Source organism: Neisseria sp. (assembly GCF_030523955.1).
Lineage (GTDB): Bacteria > Pseudomonadota > Gammaproteobacteria > Burkholderiales > Neisseriaceae > Neisseria.
The window spans coordinates 1-19,393 of record NZ_JAUNHL010000018.1 but is presented as its reverse complement, the minus strand read 5'-3'; the positions used below and the strand labels follow the sequence as shown (position 1 = coordinate 19,393).

Here is a 19,393-nt window from a genome sequence, read left to right as displayed (position 1 = left end):
GTGTGGTATGTTAATTAAAAACGAATACAAACCTCAGATGAAGCCTCGGGAGGCGAAAGAAAAAAAGCCCAGCCCGACCAGCAGTAATGAGCGCATCATATTGGTGTTGGGCTGCTTGGCTGTGGCGTTTGCTGCGCTGATTTTCCGAGGTGTATACATTCAAACCAGCGAACACGCCTTTTTGAAAGATCAGGGTGATCGTCGTTTTGTACGCACGCTTTCCTTGCCGGCTTCGCGCGGTACGATTACCGATCGTAACGGTGCTACCTTGGCTTTGAGCGCTCCCACCGAATCACTGTATGCCATCCCCTCTGCTATGGATGAATTGCCCAGCCATGAGCAATTGATCAAACTGGCGAAGCTGACCGGTGTGCCGGAAGGTGAGTTGGAAGAAAAGCTGCTGAAGAAAGAGAAAGATTTTATCTATCTGAAACGGCAGTTGCCTAAGGAAGTGGCAGATCAAATTACTGCCTTGGGTATTAAAGGCTTGGCATTCCAAAAAGAGTCGAAACGCCATTATCCGATGGGCAATCTGTTTTCGCATGTGATCGGTTTTACCAATATCGACGGCAAGGGCCAAGAAGGCTTGGAGTTGTCACGCGAGGATGCCTTGCGCGGTACCAACGGAGCCAAAGTGGTTTTGCGCGATAACAAAGGCAATATTGTTGACAGTTTAGATTCGCCGCGCAACAGTGATCCGAAAAACGGTCAAGACATGGTGCTGTCGCTGGATCAACGTATCCAAACCTTGGCTTACGATGAATTGAACAAAGCAATTGGCTATCACAAAGCCAAAGCAGGCAGCGCGGTCGTACTGGATGCCAAAACCGGTGAAATTCTGGCTTTAGTCAACAGCCCGGCTTATGACCCGAACCAACCCGGTCAGGCAGGCGGCGAGCAGCGGCGCAACCGTGCAGTAACCGATATGCTGGAACCGGGTTCGGCCATGAAGCCGTTTACCATCGCCAAAGCGCTGGATTCAGGCAAAGTGACCGAGAATATGGTGTTTAACACCCAGCCGTACAGTATTTACGGCAATATCGTGCGCGATACCCATACTTATCCGACGCTGAGCCTGCGCGGCATTATGCAAAAATCTTCTAACGTCGGTACCAGTAAACTCTCCGCGATGTTTACTCCGCAAGAGATGTATGACTTTTACAGCAGCGTAGGCGTAGGCCACCGCATGCATTCCGGTTTCCCGGGCGAAACGGCCGGTATTTTGCACAACTGGAAAAAATGGCGCCCGTTCAATCAAGCAACCATGTCGTTCGGTTACGGTTTGCAGGTGAGCCTGCTGCAACTGGCGCGTTCCTATACCATCTTTACCGCCGACGGTCGCTTGTTGCCGGTAAGTTTCGAGAAACAGCTGACCGTTCCGAAAGGCGAACAGGTGATTAAACCGGAAACCGCACGTATCGTGCGCAATCTGATGGTTTCGGTTACCGAACCGGGCGGTACCGGTACCGCCGGTGCCGTACCGGGCTTCCATGTGGCGGCCAAAACCGGTACCGCACGCAAACTGGTGAACGGCCGTTATGCCGACAACAAACACTTGGCTTCGTTCGTCGGTTTCGCACCGGCGGAAAACCCGCGGGTGATTGTGGCGGTTGCTGTCGATGAACCGAGCGTCAACGGTTATTACGGCGGTACGGTTGCCGGCCCGGTATTCAAAGGCATTACAGCCGGCAGCCTGAATATTTTAGGCGTTGCTCCTACGACTGCATTAAACCATACCACTACCATCCGCGCTTCCCGCTAAACACGCAGAATGATGGAGTGGTGAATACGGAGACCTGAATGTTCAGCGAACTTGTACCCCTGTCTGAAACTTCATTAACGCCCCTGCTGTGCGAAAGCGCAGCAGGGCGTTTGCTGCATTCGGACAGCCGGAAAATCCAACCCGGCGACATCTTCGTCGCCTGCCAAGGCGAATACACCGACGGGCGCAGCTTTATCCCCGCCGCCATCGCCAACGGTGCTTCTTTTGTGTTCTGGGACGACGACGGTGATTTCGTTTGGAATCCCGAATGGCGCGTGCCCAACCAAGGTATCAAAGATTTGAAACACCGCGCCGGCATACTGGCCGCCGAAGTGTACGGCAATGTTTCAGACAGGCATTCAAACGGCCTCGCCATCTGGAGTGTTACCGGCACCAACGGTAAAACCTCGATAACCCAATGGCTCGCACAAGCCGCCGACATACTCGAAGGCCGTCTGAAAAGCTGCGCCGTTATCGGCACCGTCGGCAACGGCTTTTGGGGCGAGTTGGTGGAAGCCACCCACACCACCCCCGATCCCGTTTCCGTACAAACCCTGCTTCACCGATTCAAACAACAAGGCGCGCGCGCCGTGGCGATGGAAGTGTCCAGCCACGGCCTCGACCAAGCGCGCGTTAACGGCGTGCCCTTTCAGACGGCCGTGTTCACCAACCTCACCCGCGACCACCTCGACTACCACGGCAGCATGGAAGCCTACGGCGAAATCAAATCGCGCCTGTTTTACTGGCAGGGCCTGCAACACGCCGTGATTAATGCAGACGACGGATACGGCGCCGAACTGGCAGGCCGTCTGAAAACCGAACGCCCCGGCCTGGCCGTTTATCGCTACGGCTTTGCCGAAGATGCCGACATCCGCATTACCGGCTTTAGCGCCACATCCGGCGGCATGACGGTTACGCTTGACACCCCGTGGGGCGCGGGCAAATGCCAAACCCGCCTGCTCGGTCGCTTCAACGCCCAAAACCTCGCCGCCTGCGTGGGCGTGTTGTGCGCCGCAGGCTACCCGCTGCAACCGGTATTAAACGCACTCGCCCGCATCCGCCCCGCCACCGGCCGCATGGACTGCATCATGAACCCCGGCAAACCGCTGGTGGTGGTCGATTACGCCCACACGCCGGACGCCCTCGAAAAAGCGCTCGCCACCTTGCAGGAAATCAAACCGCAAGGAGCGAGCCTTTGGTGCGTGTTCGGCTGCGGCGGCAACCGCGACAAAGGCAAACGCCCGCTGATGGGTGCCGCCGCCGTTGCGGGCGCCGACAAAGTGGTGGTTACCAGCGACAACCCGCGCATGGAAGAGCCGCAGGCCATTATCGACGACATCCTTCCCGCCGTACCCAACCACGAACACATCGAAGCCGACCGCCGCGCCGCCATCGGCTATGCAGTCAAACATGCCGCGGCAGACGATATTATCCTGATTGCCGGCAAAGGCCACGAAACCTATCAGGACGTGCAGGGCGAGAAGCATCATTTTTCCGATTTCGAAGAAGCGGAAAAAGCGCTGGCGCAAAGATAACGGCATAGGGCGTATTGTTTGGAGTAAGGTATGGGTCGGCGGTTACTACCGGTTTTGCTTGTTGTCGGCATTTTGTTGTGGGGAACGCAAGCGTATTGGCTGCCATTTGTGCGACTGGTCTACTTACAAACTAAGTCGGCACCGACAGCGGACAGTCTGCCCAACCCGGTGGAGGGGCATCGCTTTACCGACACTTGGGGTGCGGTGCGCAGCGGCGGCCGCAAACACGAGGGTGTGGATATTTTCGCTCCGCGCGGCACACCGGTTACCAGTACCACACCCGGCATGATTCTGCGTATTGGAGAAAACAGTTTGGGCGGCAGAACCGTCGGCATACAAGGTCCGGGCCGCACTTGGCATTATTACGCCCATTTGGAAAGCTATGCCGACATCCGCGTTTACCAATGGGTGGAGGTGGGTACGATAATCGGTTATGTTGGCGACAGCGGTAACGCCAAAGATACGCCACCGCATTTGCATTACGGTATATACACCCTGCACGGCGCGGTGAATCCCTATCCGTTAATCAATCAGGATAAATAGGCCGTCTGAAACAGGTAGGGCGGGTGTTAACCCACCATTTTGAGCAAGGGTAACAACGGTGGGTTTACGCCCACCTTAAGCGGCATTTTAGATAGAAAAGAAAACAGAAATTAACATGAAACCCCTAACTCTGAATTTTATCCGCCAAGCCCTAAACCTGCCTCAGCCGTCTGAAAGCGGCGATGCCGAAGTCAAGCGCATCGTAACCGACAGCCGCGATATCCGAAGCGGCGACGTATTTTTCGCCTTGGCCGGCGAGCGTTTCGACGCGCATGATTTTGCGGCGGATGTGCTGGCCAAAGGCGCGGCGGCGGTTGTGGTGTCGCGCGAAGATTGCGCCGCGCTTCCCGGCGCGTTGAAAGTGGACGACACGCTGGCCGCGCTGCAAACGCTGGCCGCAGCTTGGCGCAACGAGATCAACCCGTTTGTGTTCGGCATCACCGGCTCCAGCGGCAAAACCACCGTGAAAGAAATGCTGGCGGGGATACTGCGCCACCGTTTCGGCGAAGATGCCGTGCTGGCGACGGCGGGCAATTTCAACAACCATATCGGCCTGCCGCTCACTCTGCTCAAGCTCACGCCCGCGCACCGTTATGCCGTGATCGAAATGGGCATGAACCACTTCGGCGAGCTGACCGCGCTCACGCGGATTGCCCGCCCCGACGTGGCGCTGGTCAACAACGCCCTGCGTGCGCACGTCGGCTGCGGTTTCGACGGCGTGGGCGATATTGCCAAAGCCAAAAGCGAGATTTACCAAGGCCTGTCTGAAAACGGATTGGCGCTGGTGCCGGCCGAAGACGCCCATGCCGCCGTGTTTCAGACGGCCGCACAAGGTTTGAAACAGCAGACTTTCGGCGCGCAAAGCGGCGATATCCATGCCGAAAACATCGTGTTGAAGCCGCTGTCGTGCGAATTCGATTTGGTGTGCGGCAACGCGCGCGCCGCCGTAAAACTGCCGGTGCCGGGGCGGCACAATGTGGCCAACGCCGCCGCCGCCGCCGCGCTGGCCTTGGCCGCCGGCTTGAGCCTGCAAGAGGTTTCAGACGGCCTTTCCGGCTTTGCCAATATCAAAGGCCGTCTGAACGTGAAACGCGGTATCAAAGGCGCCACCGTGTTGGACGACACCTACAACGCCAATCCCGACAGCATGAAGGCCGCGCTCGATGTGCTCGCCCAACTCCCCGCCCCGCGCGTGTTCGTGATGGGCGACATCGGCGAATTGGGCGAAGACGAATCGGCCGCCATGCACGCCGAAGTGGGCGCATACGCCCGTAGTAAAGGCATCGAATCCGCTTATTTCGTCGGCGATTACAGCGCTTCGGCGGCGGAAGCCTTCGGCGGCAACGGGTTATGGTTTGCCGATAAAGACCCGCTGATTCAAGTGTTGGCGCATGATTTGCCGCAAGGCGCGAATGTGTTGGTGAAAGGCTCGCGCTTTATGAAGATGGAAGAAGTGGCTGAAGCGTTGTTGGAAAAGCCTGTCTGAAAAAAGAGCGCTATACCGGCGGGCCGTAACGAACGCCGTAGGAGAGATGGATGGACAAGCAAAAACTAAACACCTATCTGGGCAGCCTGAATGTGCCTGAACCGCTGCCGCCCACGCTTGAGAGCCTGCGGCATTTGCAGGCGGCTCACTTGGCGCGTTATGCGTTCCAAAGTTTAAGCACGGTATTGGGCGAGCCGGTTTCTTTGGCTGAAGACGATACCTTCCGCAAAACGGTTCAAGAGAACCGGGGTGGTTATTGTTATGAACTGAATCTGTTATTTGCCGCGCTGCTGCAATCATTGGGGTTTGTCGTGCGCCCGCTAACCGGCAGCATTGTGCACGACAACCGGCCGGATATGCCGCACGCGCGTACGCATATGATGCTGGAAGTTAAAGTGGCGGGCGATGCTTGGCTGGTCGATGTCGGCTTCGGCGGCCTGAATCCGACGGCGCCTTTGCGCTTGGATGATAGAGGCAGCCAGCTCACGCCGCACGGTGCTTACCGTATCGAAGAGCACGCCGGCAGCTTGGTTTTAAGTGCGCAAACCGGACAAGAATGGCGGATGCTCTACCGTTTCGATTTGCAGCCGCAATTCATGCCGGATTTGGAAGTGGGCAACTGGTATGTTTCGACCCACCCGAAATCGCCGTTTCGCACCCGGCTGATGGCGGCGCGCGCCACGCCAAACGGCGAGCGCCATACCTTGCTTAACCGGCGTTATACCGTGCGCCGCGCCGACGGCAGTGCCGAGCATGCCGAATTGCCCGACGCCCGCGCAGTATTGGCTGTTTTGCACGAGCAGTTCCTTCTTGCGGCGGACCGTTTGGCAGAACCGAAGCTGCAAGTTTTTTTGGACAGCTTGGAGCAAGCGTCCAAAGCATAAAGCTCGGTAAAACTGAAGATTTGAAAACTACCCGTCCGCCGTTCTGTTTTAAAATAACGGGTTCGGAAATACGACAAATTAATTAAAGAGGCCGTCTGAAACGGTTTCAGACGGCCTGAAACCTTTGCAAAAAGCCGATTCGAACCTAAAAATGTTGGTATCCCGTCATACTCGGGCTTAACCCGGGTATTTGCTGTTTCTTTCGCAACGATAAGATGGCCGGGTTAAGCCCGGGCATGACGCAGATGTTTTTTAAGATGCAGGCAGAAAGCCCAATAATAAACAACAACACCAAAATCAAACAAAAAGGAAGTAAACCCCATGCTTTTATGGTTAGCCCACTTCAGCGACTGGTTTTCCGCGCTGAACGTTTTCCAATACACCACCTTCCGCGCCGTGATGGCAGCCCTGACCGCGCTGGCGTTTTCGCTGCTGTTGGGGCCGTGGACGATACGCAAGCTCACCGAGCTGAAAGTCGGCCAGGCCGTGCGCCACGACGGGCCGCAAACCCACCTGATCAAAACCGGCACGCCCACCATGGGCGGCTCGCTGATTCTCACCGCCATCACCGTTTCCACCCTGCTGTGGGGCAATCTGGCCAACCCCTATATCTGGATTCTGCTGCTGGTGCTGCTCGCCACCGGCGCGTTGGGCTTCTACGACGACTGGCGCAAAGTGGTTTATAAAGACCCCAACGGCGTGTCGGCGCGCTTCAAAATGGTGTGGCAGTCGGGCGTGGCGCTGGCGGCGGGGCTGCTGCTGTTTTATGTGGCGCAGAACTCGGCCAACAATATCCTGATCGTGCCGTTTTTCAAACAAGTGGCCCTGCCGCTGGGCGTGTTCGGCTTTGTGGTGCTGGCCTACCTTACCATCGTCGGCACCTCCAACGCGGTCAACCTCACCGACGGTTTGGACGGCCTGGCCGCCTTCCCCGTGGTGCTGGTGGCGGGCGGTTTGGCGATTTTCGCCTATGCCAGCGGCCACGCACAGTTCGCCCAATACCTGCAACTGCCCCATGTGGCCGGTGCCAACGAAGTGGTGATTTTCTGTACCGCCATGTGCGGCGCCTGCTTGGGCTTTTTGTGGTTCAACGCCTATCCCGCGCAAGTATTTATGGGCGACGTGGGCGCGCTGGCCTTGGGCGCGGCCTTGGGCACGGTGGCGGTGATTGTGCGCCAAGAGCTGGTGCTGGTGATTATGGGCGGCCTGTTTGTGGTGGAGGCCATTTCCGTGATGTTGCAGGTAGGCTGGTATAAGAAAACCAAAAAACGCATCTTCCTGATGGCGCCCATCCACCACCATTACGAACAAAAAGGCTGGAAAGAAACGCAGGTGGTGGTGCGGTTTTGGATTATCACCATCGTGCTGGTGCTGGTGGGCTTAAGCTCGCTGAAAATCCGCTGATGCCTGTCTGAAAAGCAAAGGCCGTCTGAAAAGCATAACCGATTGCCGTCATACTCGGGCTTGACCCGAGTATCTCCCAGAGATACCGATTAAAGTTTCAGACGGCGTCAGAAACCACATAAAACAGAAAACATGACACAGCAAACGATGTATGCCCTATTGGGCGGCGAAGCGGGCATAGAAGCACTAACCGGTCGCTTCTACGACTTGATGGAGTTGGAACCGCAATACGCCGAACTGCGCGCGCAACACGGCGAAACGCTCGATTACGCCCGCGAACGCCTGTTCCAATTCCTAAGCGGCTGGCTCGGCGGCCCGCCGCTGTATGAGCAGGCACACGGCCACCCGCGCCTGCGCCAGCGGCATTTCCCCTTCGCCGTTGCCATGCAGACGCGCAACCAATGGATCGCCTGCTTCGCCCAAGCGCTGCACGAATCGGCGGTTGCCCCCGATTTGGCCGAACCGCTGCTGCTGCGCCTGTTTGCGCTGGCCGACTGGATGCGCAACCAACACGAACCCGAACACGCCCCGCCGCTGCCGCCGATGTCGGCCGAACCGGAAGCGCGCTTGCCGGAATTGGCGGCGGTGTTGGAAGAATATGGGGTGGAAGGGTTTTTTGAGGCCGCCTGAAAAATAAATATAAATTGCCGTCATACTCGGGCTTGACCCGAGTATCTCCCGGAGATACCGATTAAAGTTTCAGACGGCCTCTATAAAAAAAGCAAGATACCCTGGTCAAGCCCGGGTATGGCGGGCAAAGTCAGCGGTTTTCAGAAGAAGCAAACCGAAACAAGGGATTAAGGGGGAAATAAACATGAAACAACCCGCCGTTTACATGATGAGTAACCGAAAAAACGGCGTATTGTATTTGGGTGTTACGTCTAACCTGATACAGCGTGCTTACCAACACCGACAGCATATTGCCAAAGGGTTTACCGACCGCTATAACTTAGAAAGCTTGGTATGGTATGAACTGCACGAAACGATGGAAAGCGCCATTCGGCGCGAACATACCATGAAGCATTGGCGGCGGCAGTGGAAAATCGACTTAATCGAGAACACCAATCCCGAATGGCGGGATTTATGGCAGGAAATAGTCGGATAGTGCCGGCGCATGGTGGAAAGCGCAAATTTGAACCACCGCCGTCATACTCGGGCTTGACCCGAGTATCTCCCGAGAATAACCGGAAAAGTTTTTCAGACAGGCATTTGAAGCTTCTACAGAATATTTAAGTGAGAATCGAGATATGGCAGTTTAAAATAATGTCTTCGGACGACTTTTTTTCTGAAAATCATTGAAAATCAACCGAAATGAATTGGCTTAAAACACTGTTCGGTATTCCGGACGAAAATCGAACTGTGCGCTTGTTGTTGGGTAATCCCGATGTTGAAATATGGTTGTCTGTAAATCTGACGGGCGAAAGGATTACCGATTTAAAAGCAGTACGCAAAACATTTGGTCTGTCGTTGGCACAAGCAGTGGCTTTGCTGGAAGAGTACGATAAGTTGAAGCGAGACAGATAGAATGGTCTCCGGCAAGCGTATCAAAAAACTGCCGTCATACTCGGGCTTGACCCGAGTATCTCCCAAGAATAACCGGAAAAGTTTTTCAGACAGGCATGGTGGAAAGGCCGACAAGATACTCGGGTCAAGCCCGAGTATGACGAAATATTCGAAAATGACAAAATATTGATGAGCAACAACATGAACTGGCAAAACCAAAAAATCCTCGTCGCCGGACTCGGCGGCACCGGCGTTTCCATGATTGCCTATCTGCGCCGCGCCGGCGCGCAGGTGGCGGCTTACGATGCCGATTTGAAACCCGAGCGCGAAGCGCAGCTTACGCAGCTTTTCAAAGGTTTGAACTGCCACACAGGCCGTCTGAAAGACGCGTTGGCGCAGGGTTTCGACGTGCTGGCGCTCAGCCCCGGTATCAGCGAGCGCGCGCCGGAAATCGTCGAATTCAAACAAAACGGCGGCAGGGTGGTCGGGGACATCGAAATCCTCGCCCATATAGTGAAAGCGCGCGGCGACAAAGTGATCGCCATCACCGGCAGCAACGGCAAAACCACCGTAACCAGCCTAGTCGGATATTTGTGCGTCAAATGCGGGCTGGACACCGTGGTGGCCGGCAACATCGGCACGCCCGTGCTCGAAGCCGAATTGCAGCGCGAAGGCAAAAAAGCCGATGTGTGGGTGCTCGAACTTTCCAGCTTCCAGCTCGAAAACACCGAAAGCCTCACCCCCGATGCCGCCGTGGTGCTGAATATTTCCGAAGACCACCTCGACCGCTACGACGACCTGCTCGACTACGCCCACGCCAAAGACAAAATCTTCCGCGGCAGCGGCGTGCAGGTGCTCAACGCCGACGATGCGCTGTGCCGCGCCATGAAGCGCAACGGCCGCCAAGTGAAATGGTTTTCGCTGGAAAACGAAACCGATTATTGGGCGGATGTGCAGACAGGCCGTCTGAAAGCGGGCGGTAACGGTTTGCTCGACACCGCCGCCGTGCCGCTGCAAGGCCTGCACAACGCCGCCAACGTACTCGCCGCGCTTGCCCTGTGCGAAAGCATCGGCCTGCCGCGAACCGAGCTGCTGCAACACATTCAAACCTTCAAGGGGCTGCCGCACCGCGTGGAAAAAGTGGGCGAGAAAAACGGCATCACTTTTATCGACGACAGCAAAGGCACCAACGTCGGTGCCACCGTGGCGGCCATTTCCGGCCTGCAAAGCCCGATTGTGCTGATTGTCGGCGGGCAGGGCAAAGGGCAGGATTTCACCCCACTGCGCGCCGCGCTGCAAAACAAAGCCCGCGCGGTGCTGCTAATCGGCGTCGACGCGCCGCAAATCCGCCGCGATTTGGGCGGCTGCGGCGTGGAGATGATTGATTGCGAAACCCTGCCCGAAGCCGTTCAAACGGCCTACCGGCTCGCGCAAAGCGGCGACATCGTGCTGCTTTCCCCCGCCTGCGCCAGCTTCGATATGTTTAAAGGTTACGCGCATCGGGCGCAAGTGTTCGTCGAAGCGTTTGAAGCGTTGTAGGGGGATTGTTTCAGACAGGCATGGTTGTTGCACAATGCCTGTCTGAAAGAAAAGATAGAAAGATAAACTTAATCAATACTCTGCCTGTCTGAAAAAAAACAGGCAGGTAACGTTTGGGCGGGAAGCCTGATATTTATTTTCAGACAGGCATGGTGGCTAAAAATGTCTGTTCGAATCACCAACGATTGCAAAACCGAAGTTGTATTTACATGATTACCGAATCCAAATTACTAGACCGTAAAATCCTCAAAAGCGGCCATAACTACGACCAGAATTTAATCTGGGTGGTGTTGCTGATGACGGCGTTCAGCCTGATGATGATTTATTCGGCTTCTATCGCGTATGCCGGCCACGACGGCGGCAGCCCGTGGTTTTACCTCAGCCGCCAAGCGATTTTTGTTGCCATCGGCGGTATGGCGGCGCTTGTCGTTTCCAAAGTGCCGATGAAGGTGTGGAAAAAAGCCACGCCTTACATATTGGGCTTCAGCGGATTTTTGCTGGTGGCGGTGTTGTTCGGCAGGGAAGTGAACGGTGCCAAACGCTGGATTGCCATTGGGCCGTTTAATATTCAGCCTTCGGAAGTATTCAAATTGGCGGCAATTTTCTATCTCTCCAGTTTTTTTACCCGCCGGGCCGATATTCTGAAAAATCTGAAAAAAGTCTGGTATGTCGGTATACCTATCGGTATCGGGTTGGGTTTGTTGATGTTGGAGCCGGATTTCGGCTCGACGGTGGTGGTGACGGTTATTTTTCTGGGATTAGTGTATCTGGCCGGTTTACCCGCACGCTGGTTTGCCATCATCATCACGTTTTGCGTAGCGGCGCTGGGCGCCCTGATTTTGGTTGCGCCTTACCGTATGGCCAGGATGACTTCTTTTCTTGATCCCTTTAAAGATCCGATGGGAAAGGGTTACCAGCTCTCGCATGCTTTGATGGCGATTGCGCGCGGCGAATGGTTTGGCGTGGGTTTGGGTGCAAGCTTGGAGAAGCGGTTTTATTTGCCCGAGGCACATACCGATTTTATTTTTGCCGTGATTGCCGAAGAATTTGGTTTTGTCGGTATGCTGGCGCTGATTTTGTGTTATGCCTGGTTGGTGTGGCGGGCGTTTTCCATCGGCAAGCAGGCGCGTGATCTGGATTTGTATTTCAGCGCTTTTGTGGCTAAAGGCATCGGTATTTGGCTGGGCATCCAGAGTTTCTTCAATATTGGAGTGAACATCGGCTTGCTGCCGACCAAAGGCTTAACCTTGCCGCTAATGTCTTACGGCGGCTCGGCGGTGATTGTGATGCTATGCTGTATGGCGATATTGGTGCGTATCGATTATGAAAACCGCCGTAAAAAACGTGGATACGAAGTAGAGTAAAAGGATAATAAAAGAATCATGAGCGGAAAGAATTTTTTAATCATGGCCGGCGGTACCGGCGGCCATATTTTCCCGGCATTGGCAGTGGCGGAGTCTTTGCGCAGACGCGGCCATAAAGTGGTGTGGCTGGGCAGCGAAGGGGCGATGGAAACACAGATTGTGCCCAAACATAATATTCACTTGGAAACACTGTCGATTAAGGGGGTGCGCGGCAACGGCTTGAAACGTAAGCTGACGCTGCCGTTTATTTTGATGAAGACCGTTGCAGCGGCCAAAGCCGTTATCCGCCGCCATCAGATACATTGTGTAATCGGTTTCGGCGGTTTTGTGACTTTCCCCGGCGGAGTGGCGGCCAAATTGATGAATGTGCCCTTGGTCATACACGAGCAAAACGCAGTGGCGGGTTTGGCTAATAAAGCTTTGTCGCGCTGGGCGCGTCGTGTTCTGTATGCTTTCCCGAAAGCTTTTGATGCACCTGATGGTTTGGTGGGTAACCCGGTTCGCGCCGATATCGCTGCTTTGCCACAGCCTGCCGAGCGCTTTGCTTCGCGTAAAGGACGGTTGAAAGTATTGGTAATGGGTGGCAGCTTGGGTGCGCAAGTGCTAAACCAAACTGTACCGGCGGCTTTGGCGATGTTGCCGCAAGATAAGCGTCCGATCGTGTATCATCAGTCCGGCCGCAATAAATTGGATGATTTAAAAGCCGCTTACGGTAAGGCCGGCGTAAAAGCGTATTGCACCGAGTTTATCGATGACATGGTGAAAGTATACGGTCATGCCGATGTGGTAATCTGCCGCGCCGGTGCGCTGACGGTTGCCGAATTGACTGCGGCCGGTGTGGGCGCTTTGCTGGTGCCCTATCCGCAAGCGGTGGACGACCACCAAACCGCCAACGCCCGTTTCATGGTTAAAGCCGACGCAGGCTTGCTTTTGCCGCAGAAAGAACTGACGCCTGAAAAACTGGCTGGGATTCTCGAAAGTATTGACCGCAAACAATGTTTGTTCTGGGCGGAAAACGCCCGCTTGTTGGCGCTGCCGCGCAGTGCGGACGATGTGGCGGATATTGCCGTTCAGGTTGCGAAGTAAACCCTCGTTGCAGCAAGAAAACAATGGCGCCAAACGGCGCTTGCCTTTAAAATAAGCGCTTTTGGTAAGAGCCGCCTGTAGGCGGCTATGCCTGTCTGAAAAAGGGCGGACAGAGAGAAACAGGTAATGATGAAAAACAGAGTAAAACACATTCATTTTGTCGGTATCGGCGGAGCAGGTATGTGCGGAATCGCTGAGGTTCTGCATAACCTTGGCTTTACTGTTTCTGGTTCCGATCAGGCAAAAAGCGCAGTTACCCGGCATTTGGATGATTCCGGAATCCGCGTTTATCCGGGTCATGCCGCCGAGCACATTCATGGCGCGGATGTAGTGGTGACTTCCACTGCAATTAATAAAGACAATCCCGAAGTAGTGGAAGCCAATGCGCGTAAAATCCCCGTGATTCCGCGCGCGCTGATGCTGGCCGAGCTGATGCGTTTCCGCGACGGCATCGCCATCGCCGGCACCCACGGCAAAACCACCACCACCAGCCTCACCGCTTCCATTCTAGCGGCGGCGGGCATGGATCCGACCTTCGTTATCGGCGGCAAACTCACTGCCGCCGGTACCAACGCCCGCTTGGGCAAAGGCGAATATCTGGTGGCCGAGGCCGACGAATCCGATGCTTCGTTTCTACACCTTACGCCCATTATGTCGGTGGTAACCAATATCGATACCGACCATATGGACACCTACGATCACAGTGTCGAAAAACTGCATCAGGCGTTCGTATCGTTTATCCACCGTATGCCGTTTTACGGTAAAGCATTTTTATGTATCGACAGCGAACATGTCCGCGCTATTCTGCCGGCAATCAGCAGGCCGTTTGCTACTTACGGGTTGGACGATACCGCCGATATTTACGCTTCCGATTTGCGTACCGATGGTGCGCAAATGCAGTTTACCGTGCATCTGAAAAACGGCGAAATCGAACCGTTTGAAGTTAAGCTCAATATGCCCGGCCGCCATAATGTATTGAATGCACTGGCTGCCATTGGTGTTGCGCTGGAATGCGGCGCAGAAGTCGAAGCCATCCAGCGCGGCCTGCAGGGTTTTGCCGGTGTAGGCCGTCGTTTCCAAAGTTATGGCGAGATCCGGCTGCCATCCGGCGGCAGCGCACTGGTCATTGACGATTACGGGCACCACCCGGTTGAAATGGCTGCAACTTTGTCTGCCGCACGCGGTGCTTTCCCAGACAAACGCCTGTTGTTGGCCTTTCAGCCGCACCGTTATACCCGTACCCGCGATTTGTTTGAAGATTTTGTTGATGTTTTGGCTACGGCAGACGGTTTGATTCTCACCGATGTTTACGCTGCCGGCGAAGAACCTATCGAAGCGGCGAATTCACGCGCCTTGGCGAATGCTATCCGTGCACGGGGAAAAGTCGATCCGATTTATTGCGAAGATGTTAATGGATTGCCCGCTACTTTGCTGAATATATTAAGAGATGGCGATGTGGTTTTGAATATGGGTGCCGGCAATATTAATAAAGTACCTCAGGCTTTAGTGGAACTAAGCAAGCAGTAGACGGCGATAAATGCCTGTCTGAAAATATTAAAGGGCGTTTAGGTGTAAATGTTCGTCTGAATAGGAAACAGAAAGTAGATATGCAGAATTTCGGTAAAGTGGCCGTATTGATGGGTGGTTTTTCCAGCGAACGGGAAGTGTCGCTCAGCAGCGGCAAAGGCATTGTGGAGGCCTTGCGTAGTAAAGGGGTTGATGCGCACCCTTTTGATCCGAAAGAAACCGCATTGAGCGAATTGAAGGTTCAAGGTTTTCAGACGGCCTTCAACATCTTGCACGGCACGTACGGGGAAGACGGCGCGGTACAAGGTGCGCTGGAACTGATGGGTATTCCGTATACCGGCAGCGGTGTTGCCGCTTCTGCATTGGGAATGGATAAATACCGTTGCAAATTAATATGGAGCGCATTGGGTTTGCCTGTGCCGGAGTTTGCCGTATTACACGAAGATAGTGATTTTGAGGCCGTCGAAGCTGAATTGGGCCTGCCGATGTTTGTAAAACCGGCAAACGAGGGCAGTAGCGTCGGTGTGGTTAAGGTGAAAGAAGCAGGCAGCCTGAAAACGGTATACGATCAGTTGAAACATATGCGCGGCGAAATTATTGCCGAACGCTTTATCGGCGGCGGCGAATATTCCTGCCCGGTGCTCAATAACAAAGGTTTGCCCAGTATTCTGATTATCCCGGCCACTGAGTTTTATGATTATGAAGCCAAGTATTTACGTGACGATACGGTTTACCAGTGCCCTTCGGATTTAAGTGATGCTGATGAAGCTTTGATACGCAGTTTGGCAGTGCGTGCCGCCGAAGCCATCGGTGCCTACGGGTGCTCGCGTGTTGACTTTTTAAAAGATGAAACGGGCAAACTATATATTTTGGAGGTTAACACGCTGCCGGGGATGACCAGTCACAGTCTGGTTCCTAAAGCCGCTGCTCAGGTAGGCATGACTTATGCCGATGTTTGCATAGAAATCTTGAAAACAGCCCATGTTGGATAATGTTAAAGCCTTAAAAAAACTAAGCGGCTGGTTGTATGTTGTCGTTACCTTGCTGATAATCGGATCGGTAATTGCAGGGTTGTATAATTCGAACTATTTTCCGATTAAACAGGTTAAAATAGAAGGTAGCTTGGCACATACCGACAGCGATTCCTTGCAGAAAATCGCTGCCCATTATGTGCGCGGTAATATCTTCAAGGCTGACTTAAACGGCGCCCAGCATGCTTTCGAGCAGCTGCCGTGGATAGAAGCCGCGATTGTACGCCGCCGTTTGCCCAATACGGTTGAAATCAGCCTGACCGAGCACGAGCCGTTGGCCAGATGGAAAGACGGCAGCTTAGTCGACAGCAAAGGTCAGCTTTTTAAGGCGCGTTATGATGAAAAACTGCCCGCCTTCGAAGGTGAGTCCGGCACCGAAAAAGTAATGGCCGAACATTATCAGAAATTTGGTCAGCAATTAAAACCGCTTAATCTCACCATCGACAAGCTGGTATACAGCCCGCGTTCGGCATGGTCAGTGGTATTGGACAATAAAATTACCGTTTATTTGGGACGTGAGTATGAAAACGAGCGGCTCAATCGCTTTGCAGAGGTGTGGCGCAGCATACTTAAGCCCCAGCAAGCGTCATTGGAATATGTGGATATGCGTTATAAAGACGGCTTTGCCATCCGTCAACGTCCGATAGCGGAGCGACAAGAAACAATATCTGCAGAAAAGACAGCAAAACAGCAACCGTAAAGATTAAAAAGAATGGAAAATCATGGTTAACAAACAATATATCAGTGCATTGGATATTGGTACCTCTAAGGTAATTGCACTTATCGGTGAAATAGGCGAGGATAACGAAATTCATATTGTCGGTCTTGGTCAAGCACCGTCACGCGGCTTGCGTGCCGGTATGGTGACCAATATCGATGCCACCGCCCAAGCCATTCGCCAAGCCATGGACGAAGCCGAACGGATGGCTGATTGCAAGGTCGACAGTGTCACCACCGGCATAGCCGGTAATCATATCCGCAGCCTCAATTCGCAAGGCGTCGTAAAAATTAAAGACGGCGAAGTATCCCAAGCGGATATCGATCGCGCTATCGAAACCGCCAAAGCCGTCAACATCCCGCCCGACCATAATATTCTGCACACCGTGGTGCAAGAATACATCATCGACAACCAGCCCGGCGTTAAAGAACCCATCGGCATGAGCGGCGTGCGCCTAGATACCCGCGTACACATCATCACCGGTGCGATTACCGCCCTGCAAAATATTCAAAAATGTGTTAACCGCTGCGGCCTGCATATGGAGCAGATTATGCTGCAACCGCTGGCGAGCGGACAGGCAGTCTTAACCGAAGACGAAAAAGACTTGGGCGTGTGCGTCATCGATATCGGCGGCGGCACCACCGACATCGCCGTTTATACCAACGGCGCCATCCGTCATACCGCAGTAATTCCGGTTGCCGGTGATTTGATTACCAGTGATATTGCCCATGCGTTGCGTACCCCTTATGTTCATGCGGAATATATTAAGGTACATCACGGCTTAGCTATCGTTGATGCTGATATGGAAGATGAAATGGTAGAAGTGCCGAGTGTAGGCGACCGCCCGATGCGCCAAGTACCGCGCAGTGTATTGGCGCAAGTGATCGGCCCGCGCGTAGAAGAAATTTTGGAATTAACCTTGCACGAATTGCGTCGGTCCGGTTTCCCGGAAGAAGTGCTCAATTCGGGAGTGGTTTTGACCGGCGGTGCCTCACTGTTGCCGGGCATGTTGGATTTGGCTGAAGAAATCTTTAATGTACCCGCCCGTATCGGCGTGCCGCAAGATGTTCCGGGTGTTTCCGAGCGTGTCCGCAATCCGCGTTATGCGACCGCAATCGGCTTGCTGCAAGCCGCGCGCAGCGAGGCGGAAGGTAAGGTGGTAGGCGGTGCGGTTGTGGTGGGCGGGCCGCACGAAAGTATTTGGGCTAAGTTACGAGAATGGTTTAAAAATTTTTGACAGATTTTGATGGGATATTATCAAGAACGCTTTTGCCAATTGTAAAAGAGTTCTTTATAATATCGAAATCTTTAAAAATTTTTTATGCGGTCTTGCTTTGAACGATCGCATGTGCCGAGGAGCATATAAATGGATTTGGTTTACGACGTGGTGGAGTCTGCCGCATCACCGGCTGTAATTAAAGTCATCGGTATCGGTGGCGGTGGCTGCAATGCCATCAATAATATGATTCGAAACTCTATTGCGGGTGTGGAATTTATCAGTGCCAATACCGATGCTCAAGCTTTGGGTAAAAGCCAAGCACCTAAACGCATCCAGTTGGGTACCAATTTAACGCGTGGTTTGGGCGCAGGTGCCAATCCTGAAGTGGGTCGTGCTGCTGCACAAGAAGACCGCGAAGCCATTGCCGATGCCATTCGCGGTGCCAATATGCTGTTTATTACTACCGGTATGGGCGGCGGTACCGGCACCGGTGCTGCGCCGGTTGTGGCGGAAATCGCCAGAGAGCTCGGCATTTTGACCGTGGCCGTGGTAACCCGTCCGTTTGAGCATGAAGGCAAACGTATTAATATTGCCGCACAAGGTATTGATCAGCTGAAAAGCCAAGTGGATTCGTTGATCGTGATTCCGAACGATAAACTGATGACTGCTTTGGGCGAAGATGTCACCTTACGCGAAGCCTTCCAAGAAGCAGATAACGTGTTGCATGCTGCCGTTGCGGGTATTTCCGAAGTGGTAACCCGAGGGGGTATAATCAATTTGGACTTTGCTGATGTGAAAAATGTAATGAGCATCACTGGCATGGCGATGATGGGGACGGGTAATGCCCAAGGTGTGGATCGTGCACGTTTGGCTGCCGAGAATGCGATTGCCAGTCCGCTCTTGGATAATGTCACCTTAGACGGTGCGCGCGGTGTATTAGTTAATATTACTACTGCCCCAGGCTGCCTGAAAATGTCTGAATTTCGTGAAATTATGCGAATAGTAAATGAATACGCCCATCCGGATTCAGAGCGTAAATATGGTACCACCGAGGATGATGATATGCCGGAAGATGCTATCCGCGTAACCATCATTGCTACCGGCTTGAAAGAGAGTTTCCATTCGGCTGCCCCTCAAGCCGGCAGTATGCGCCAAGCCGCACGTGCCCAGCAACACGGTGGGCGCCAAGGGGGTTACAGTGCTGCTGAATTTGATGCGTTAGCAGCCGCAGCTGCTGCGTTTGATGAACGTGACCGTCAACAGCATTATCCCAATAATATCGATAATGTCATCCGTTCCGGTCGTGGTGCACGTAATATGAATCTGTCAGCTGCTGACTTTGCTGATAAAAATTTCTTGGATGATCTAGAAATCCCAGCTATGCTACGCCGCAAGCAGAATAACAACCATGAATAAGTTTTGATAGATAGAAATAAAATACAGCCGAAAAGATAGTTTCAGTTGTATTTTTTACTACAGCGGATTTATTACTTCTATACAAGGTAACAAGCCGCGTGACAGTACTTTACACGTACGAACCGATTCTGTTGCTGCTTTAGCTGGCTAACAAAATCGTTCTCTTCAAGCTAAGGCGCAGCAACGCTATATCGACGAAAGTTAATTTGCTATTTATGTTATAGCGGATTAATTTAACTCGCTATGGCGTTTGCGCCTTGCTGTATTGCGTGTCCTCTCTGCGGCTTGTTACCTTGCATAGAAATAATTGAATCCGCTATACTATAGTCAATTAAAATAAGAACTCCGTAGCAATGCAGTCATAAAATCTCCCACG

Annotated in this window: 17 protein-coding genes; all 17 read left to right on the top strand. The window is 53.5% G+C overall.

The window, feature by feature from the left end; genetic code table 11:
• Positions 1-7 precede the first annotated feature (7 nt).
• Positions 8-1,762 carry a penicillin-binding protein 2 gene (locus Q4C79_RS05395; RefSeq protein WP_303090000.1) on the top strand — a complete coding sequence of 585 codons (1,755 nt, stop codon included), beginning with the start codon at positions 8-10 and terminating at the stop codon, positions 1,760-1,762.
• A gap of 38 nt (positions 1,763-1,800) precedes the next feature.
• On the top strand, positions 1,801-3,297 hold the full coding sequence (locus tag Q4C79_RS05390; protein WP_303089999.1) for a UDP-N-acetylmuramoyl-L-alanyl-D-glutamate--2,6-diaminopimelate ligase: 1,497 nt from the start codon (positions 1,801-1,803) through the stop codon (positions 3,295-3,297).
• Positions 3,298-3,327: 30 nt separating this feature from the next.
• Entirely contained in the window at positions 3,328-3,840 is a 513-nt protein-coding gene (locus tag Q4C79_RS05385) for a M23 family metallopeptidase (protein WP_303089998.1), read from the top strand.
• 115 nt (positions 3,841-3,955) lie between these two features.
• A complete protein-coding gene (murF, locus tag Q4C79_RS05380; protein WP_303089997.1) occupies positions 3,956-5,326 on the top strand; it encodes a UDP-N-acetylmuramoyl-tripeptide--D-alanyl-D-alanine ligase in 1,371 nt (456 codons plus the stop codon).
• 50 nt (positions 5,327-5,376) lie between these two features.
• Complete coding sequence (locus Q4C79_RS05375) at positions 5,377-6,210, top strand: arylamine N-acetyltransferase (RefSeq protein ID WP_303089996.1); 834 nt, start codon at positions 5,377-5,379, stop codon at positions 6,208-6,210.
• A 321-nt stretch (positions 6,211-6,531) separates the two neighbouring features.
• Positions 6,532-7,614 (top strand): phospho-N-acetylmuramoyl-pentapeptide-transferase, encoded by a 1,083-nt coding sequence (gene mraY, locus Q4C79_RS05370; protein WP_085366575.1) that lies wholly within the window; start codon positions 6,532-6,534, stop codon positions 7,612-7,614.
• Between the two features lie 147 nt (positions 7,615-7,761).
• Positions 7,762-8,244, top strand: coding sequence for a group II truncated hemoglobin (locus Q4C79_RS05365; protein WP_303090024.1), 483 nt, complete (start codon positions 7,762-7,764; stop codon positions 8,242-8,244).
• A 184-nt stretch (positions 8,245-8,428) separates the two neighbouring features.
• Positions 8,429-8,719 carry a GIY-YIG nuclease family protein gene (locus Q4C79_RS05360; RefSeq protein WP_085366577.1) on the top strand — a complete coding sequence of 97 codons (291 nt, stop codon included), beginning with the start codon at positions 8,429-8,431 and terminating at the stop codon, positions 8,717-8,719.
• 206 nt (positions 8,720-8,925) lie between these two features.
• Positions 8,926-9,138, top strand: a complete 213-nt coding sequence (locus Q4C79_RS05355) for a hypothetical protein (protein WP_303089995.1) — start codon at positions 8,926-8,928, stop codon at positions 9,136-9,138.
• 180 nt (positions 9,139-9,318) lie between these two features.
• Entirely contained in the window at positions 9,319-10,656 is a 1,338-nt protein-coding gene (murD, locus tag Q4C79_RS05350) for a UDP-N-acetylmuramoyl-L-alanine--D-glutamate ligase (RefSeq protein ID WP_303090023.1), read from the top strand.
• Positions 10,657-10,865: 209 nt separating this feature from the next.
• Complete coding sequence (gene ftsW / locus Q4C79_RS05345) at positions 10,866-12,020, top strand: putative lipid II flippase FtsW (RefSeq protein ID WP_303089994.1); 1,155 nt, start codon at positions 10,866-10,868, stop codon at positions 12,018-12,020.
• Between the two features lie 18 nt (positions 12,021-12,038).
• Positions 12,039-13,106, top strand: coding sequence for an undecaprenyldiphospho-muramoylpentapeptide beta-N-acetylglucosaminyltransferase (gene murG / locus Q4C79_RS05340; RefSeq protein WP_303089993.1), 1,068 nt, complete (start codon positions 12,039-12,041; stop codon positions 13,104-13,106).
• A 126-nt stretch (positions 13,107-13,232) separates the two neighbouring features.
• A complete protein-coding gene (murC, locus tag Q4C79_RS05335) occupies positions 13,233-14,633 on the top strand; it encodes a UDP-N-acetylmuramate--L-alanine ligase (RefSeq protein WP_303089992.1) in 1,401 nt (466 codons plus the stop codon).
• 80 nt (positions 14,634-14,713) lie between these two features.
• Positions 14,714-15,625: a D-alanine--D-alanine ligase gene (locus tag Q4C79_RS05330; protein WP_303089991.1), complete on the top strand. Its 912-nt coding sequence runs from the start codon at positions 14,714-14,716 to the stop codon at positions 15,623-15,625.
• Complete coding sequence (locus Q4C79_RS05325; RefSeq protein WP_303089990.1) at positions 15,615-16,364, top strand: cell division protein FtsQ/DivIB; 750 nt, start codon at positions 15,615-15,617, stop codon at positions 16,362-16,364. Before Q4C79_RS05330 ends, Q4C79_RS05325 begins: the two co-directional genes overlap by 11 nt.
• A gap of 22 nt (positions 16,365-16,386) precedes the next feature.
• Positions 16,387-17,619: a cell division protein FtsA gene (gene ftsA, locus Q4C79_RS05320; protein ID WP_303089989.1), complete on the top strand. Its 1,233-nt coding sequence runs from the start codon at positions 16,387-16,389 to the stop codon at positions 17,617-17,619.
• A gap of 129 nt (positions 17,620-17,748) precedes the next feature.
• The gene (ftsZ, locus tag Q4C79_RS05315) at positions 17,749-19,017 is read left to right on the top strand and encodes a cell division protein FtsZ (protein ID WP_303089988.1); all 1,269 of its coding nucleotides are present in this window, start codon (positions 17,749-17,751) and stop codon (positions 19,015-19,017) included.
• Positions 19,018-19,393 lie beyond the last annotated feature (376 nt).

Coding starts and splice junctions, on each gene's coding strand:
- Q4C79_RS05395 (WP_303090000.1), top strand. CDS start 8: ATGTTAATTAAAAACGAATACAAACCTCAGATGAAGCCTCGGGAGGCG.
- Q4C79_RS05390 (WP_303089999.1), top strand. CDS start 1,801: ATGTTCAGCGAACTTGTACCCCTGTCTGAAACTTCATTAACGCCCCTG.
- Q4C79_RS05385 (WP_303089998.1), top strand. CDS start 3,328: ATGGGTCGGCGGTTACTACCGGTTTTGCTTGTTGTCGGCATTTTGTTG.
- murF (WP_303089997.1), top strand. CDS start 3,956: ATGAAACCCCTAACTCTGAATTTTATCCGCCAAGCCCTAAACCTGCCT.
- Q4C79_RS05375 (WP_303089996.1), top strand. CDS start 5,377: ATGGACAAGCAAAAACTAAACACCTATCTGGGCAGCCTGAATGTGCCT.
- mraY (WP_085366575.1), top strand. CDS start 6,532: ATGCTTTTATGGTTAGCCCACTTCAGCGACTGGTTTTCCGCGCTGAAC.
- Q4C79_RS05365 (WP_303090024.1), top strand. CDS start 7,762: ATGTATGCCCTATTGGGCGGCGAAGCGGGCATAGAAGCACTAACCGGT.
- Q4C79_RS05360 (WP_085366577.1), top strand. CDS start 8,429: ATGAAACAACCCGCCGTTTACATGATGAGTAACCGAAAAAACGGCGTA.
- Q4C79_RS05355 (WP_303089995.1), top strand. CDS start 8,926: ATGAATTGGCTTAAAACACTGTTCGGTATTCCGGACGAAAATCGAACT.
- murD (WP_303090023.1), top strand. CDS start 9,319: ATGAACTGGCAAAACCAAAAAATCCTCGTCGCCGGACTCGGCGGCACC.
- ftsW (WP_303089994.1), top strand. CDS start 10,866: ATGATTACCGAATCCAAATTACTAGACCGTAAAATCCTCAAAAGCGGC.
- murG (WP_303089993.1), top strand. CDS start 12,039: ATGAGCGGAAAGAATTTTTTAATCATGGCCGGCGGTACCGGCGGCCAT.
- murC (WP_303089992.1), top strand. CDS start 13,233: ATGATGAAAAACAGAGTAAAACACATTCATTTTGTCGGTATCGGCGGA.
- Q4C79_RS05330 (WP_303089991.1), top strand. CDS start 14,714: ATGCAGAATTTCGGTAAAGTGGCCGTATTGATGGGTGGTTTTTCCAGC.
- Q4C79_RS05325 (WP_303089990.1), top strand. CDS start 15,615: ATGTTGGATAATGTTAAAGCCTTAAAAAAACTAAGCGGCTGGTTGTAT.
- ftsA (WP_303089989.1), top strand. CDS start 16,387: ATGGTTAACAAACAATATATCAGTGCATTGGATATTGGTACCTCTAAG.
- ftsZ (WP_303089988.1), top strand. CDS start 17,749: ATGGATTTGGTTTACGACGTGGTGGAGTCTGCCGCATCACCGGCTGTA.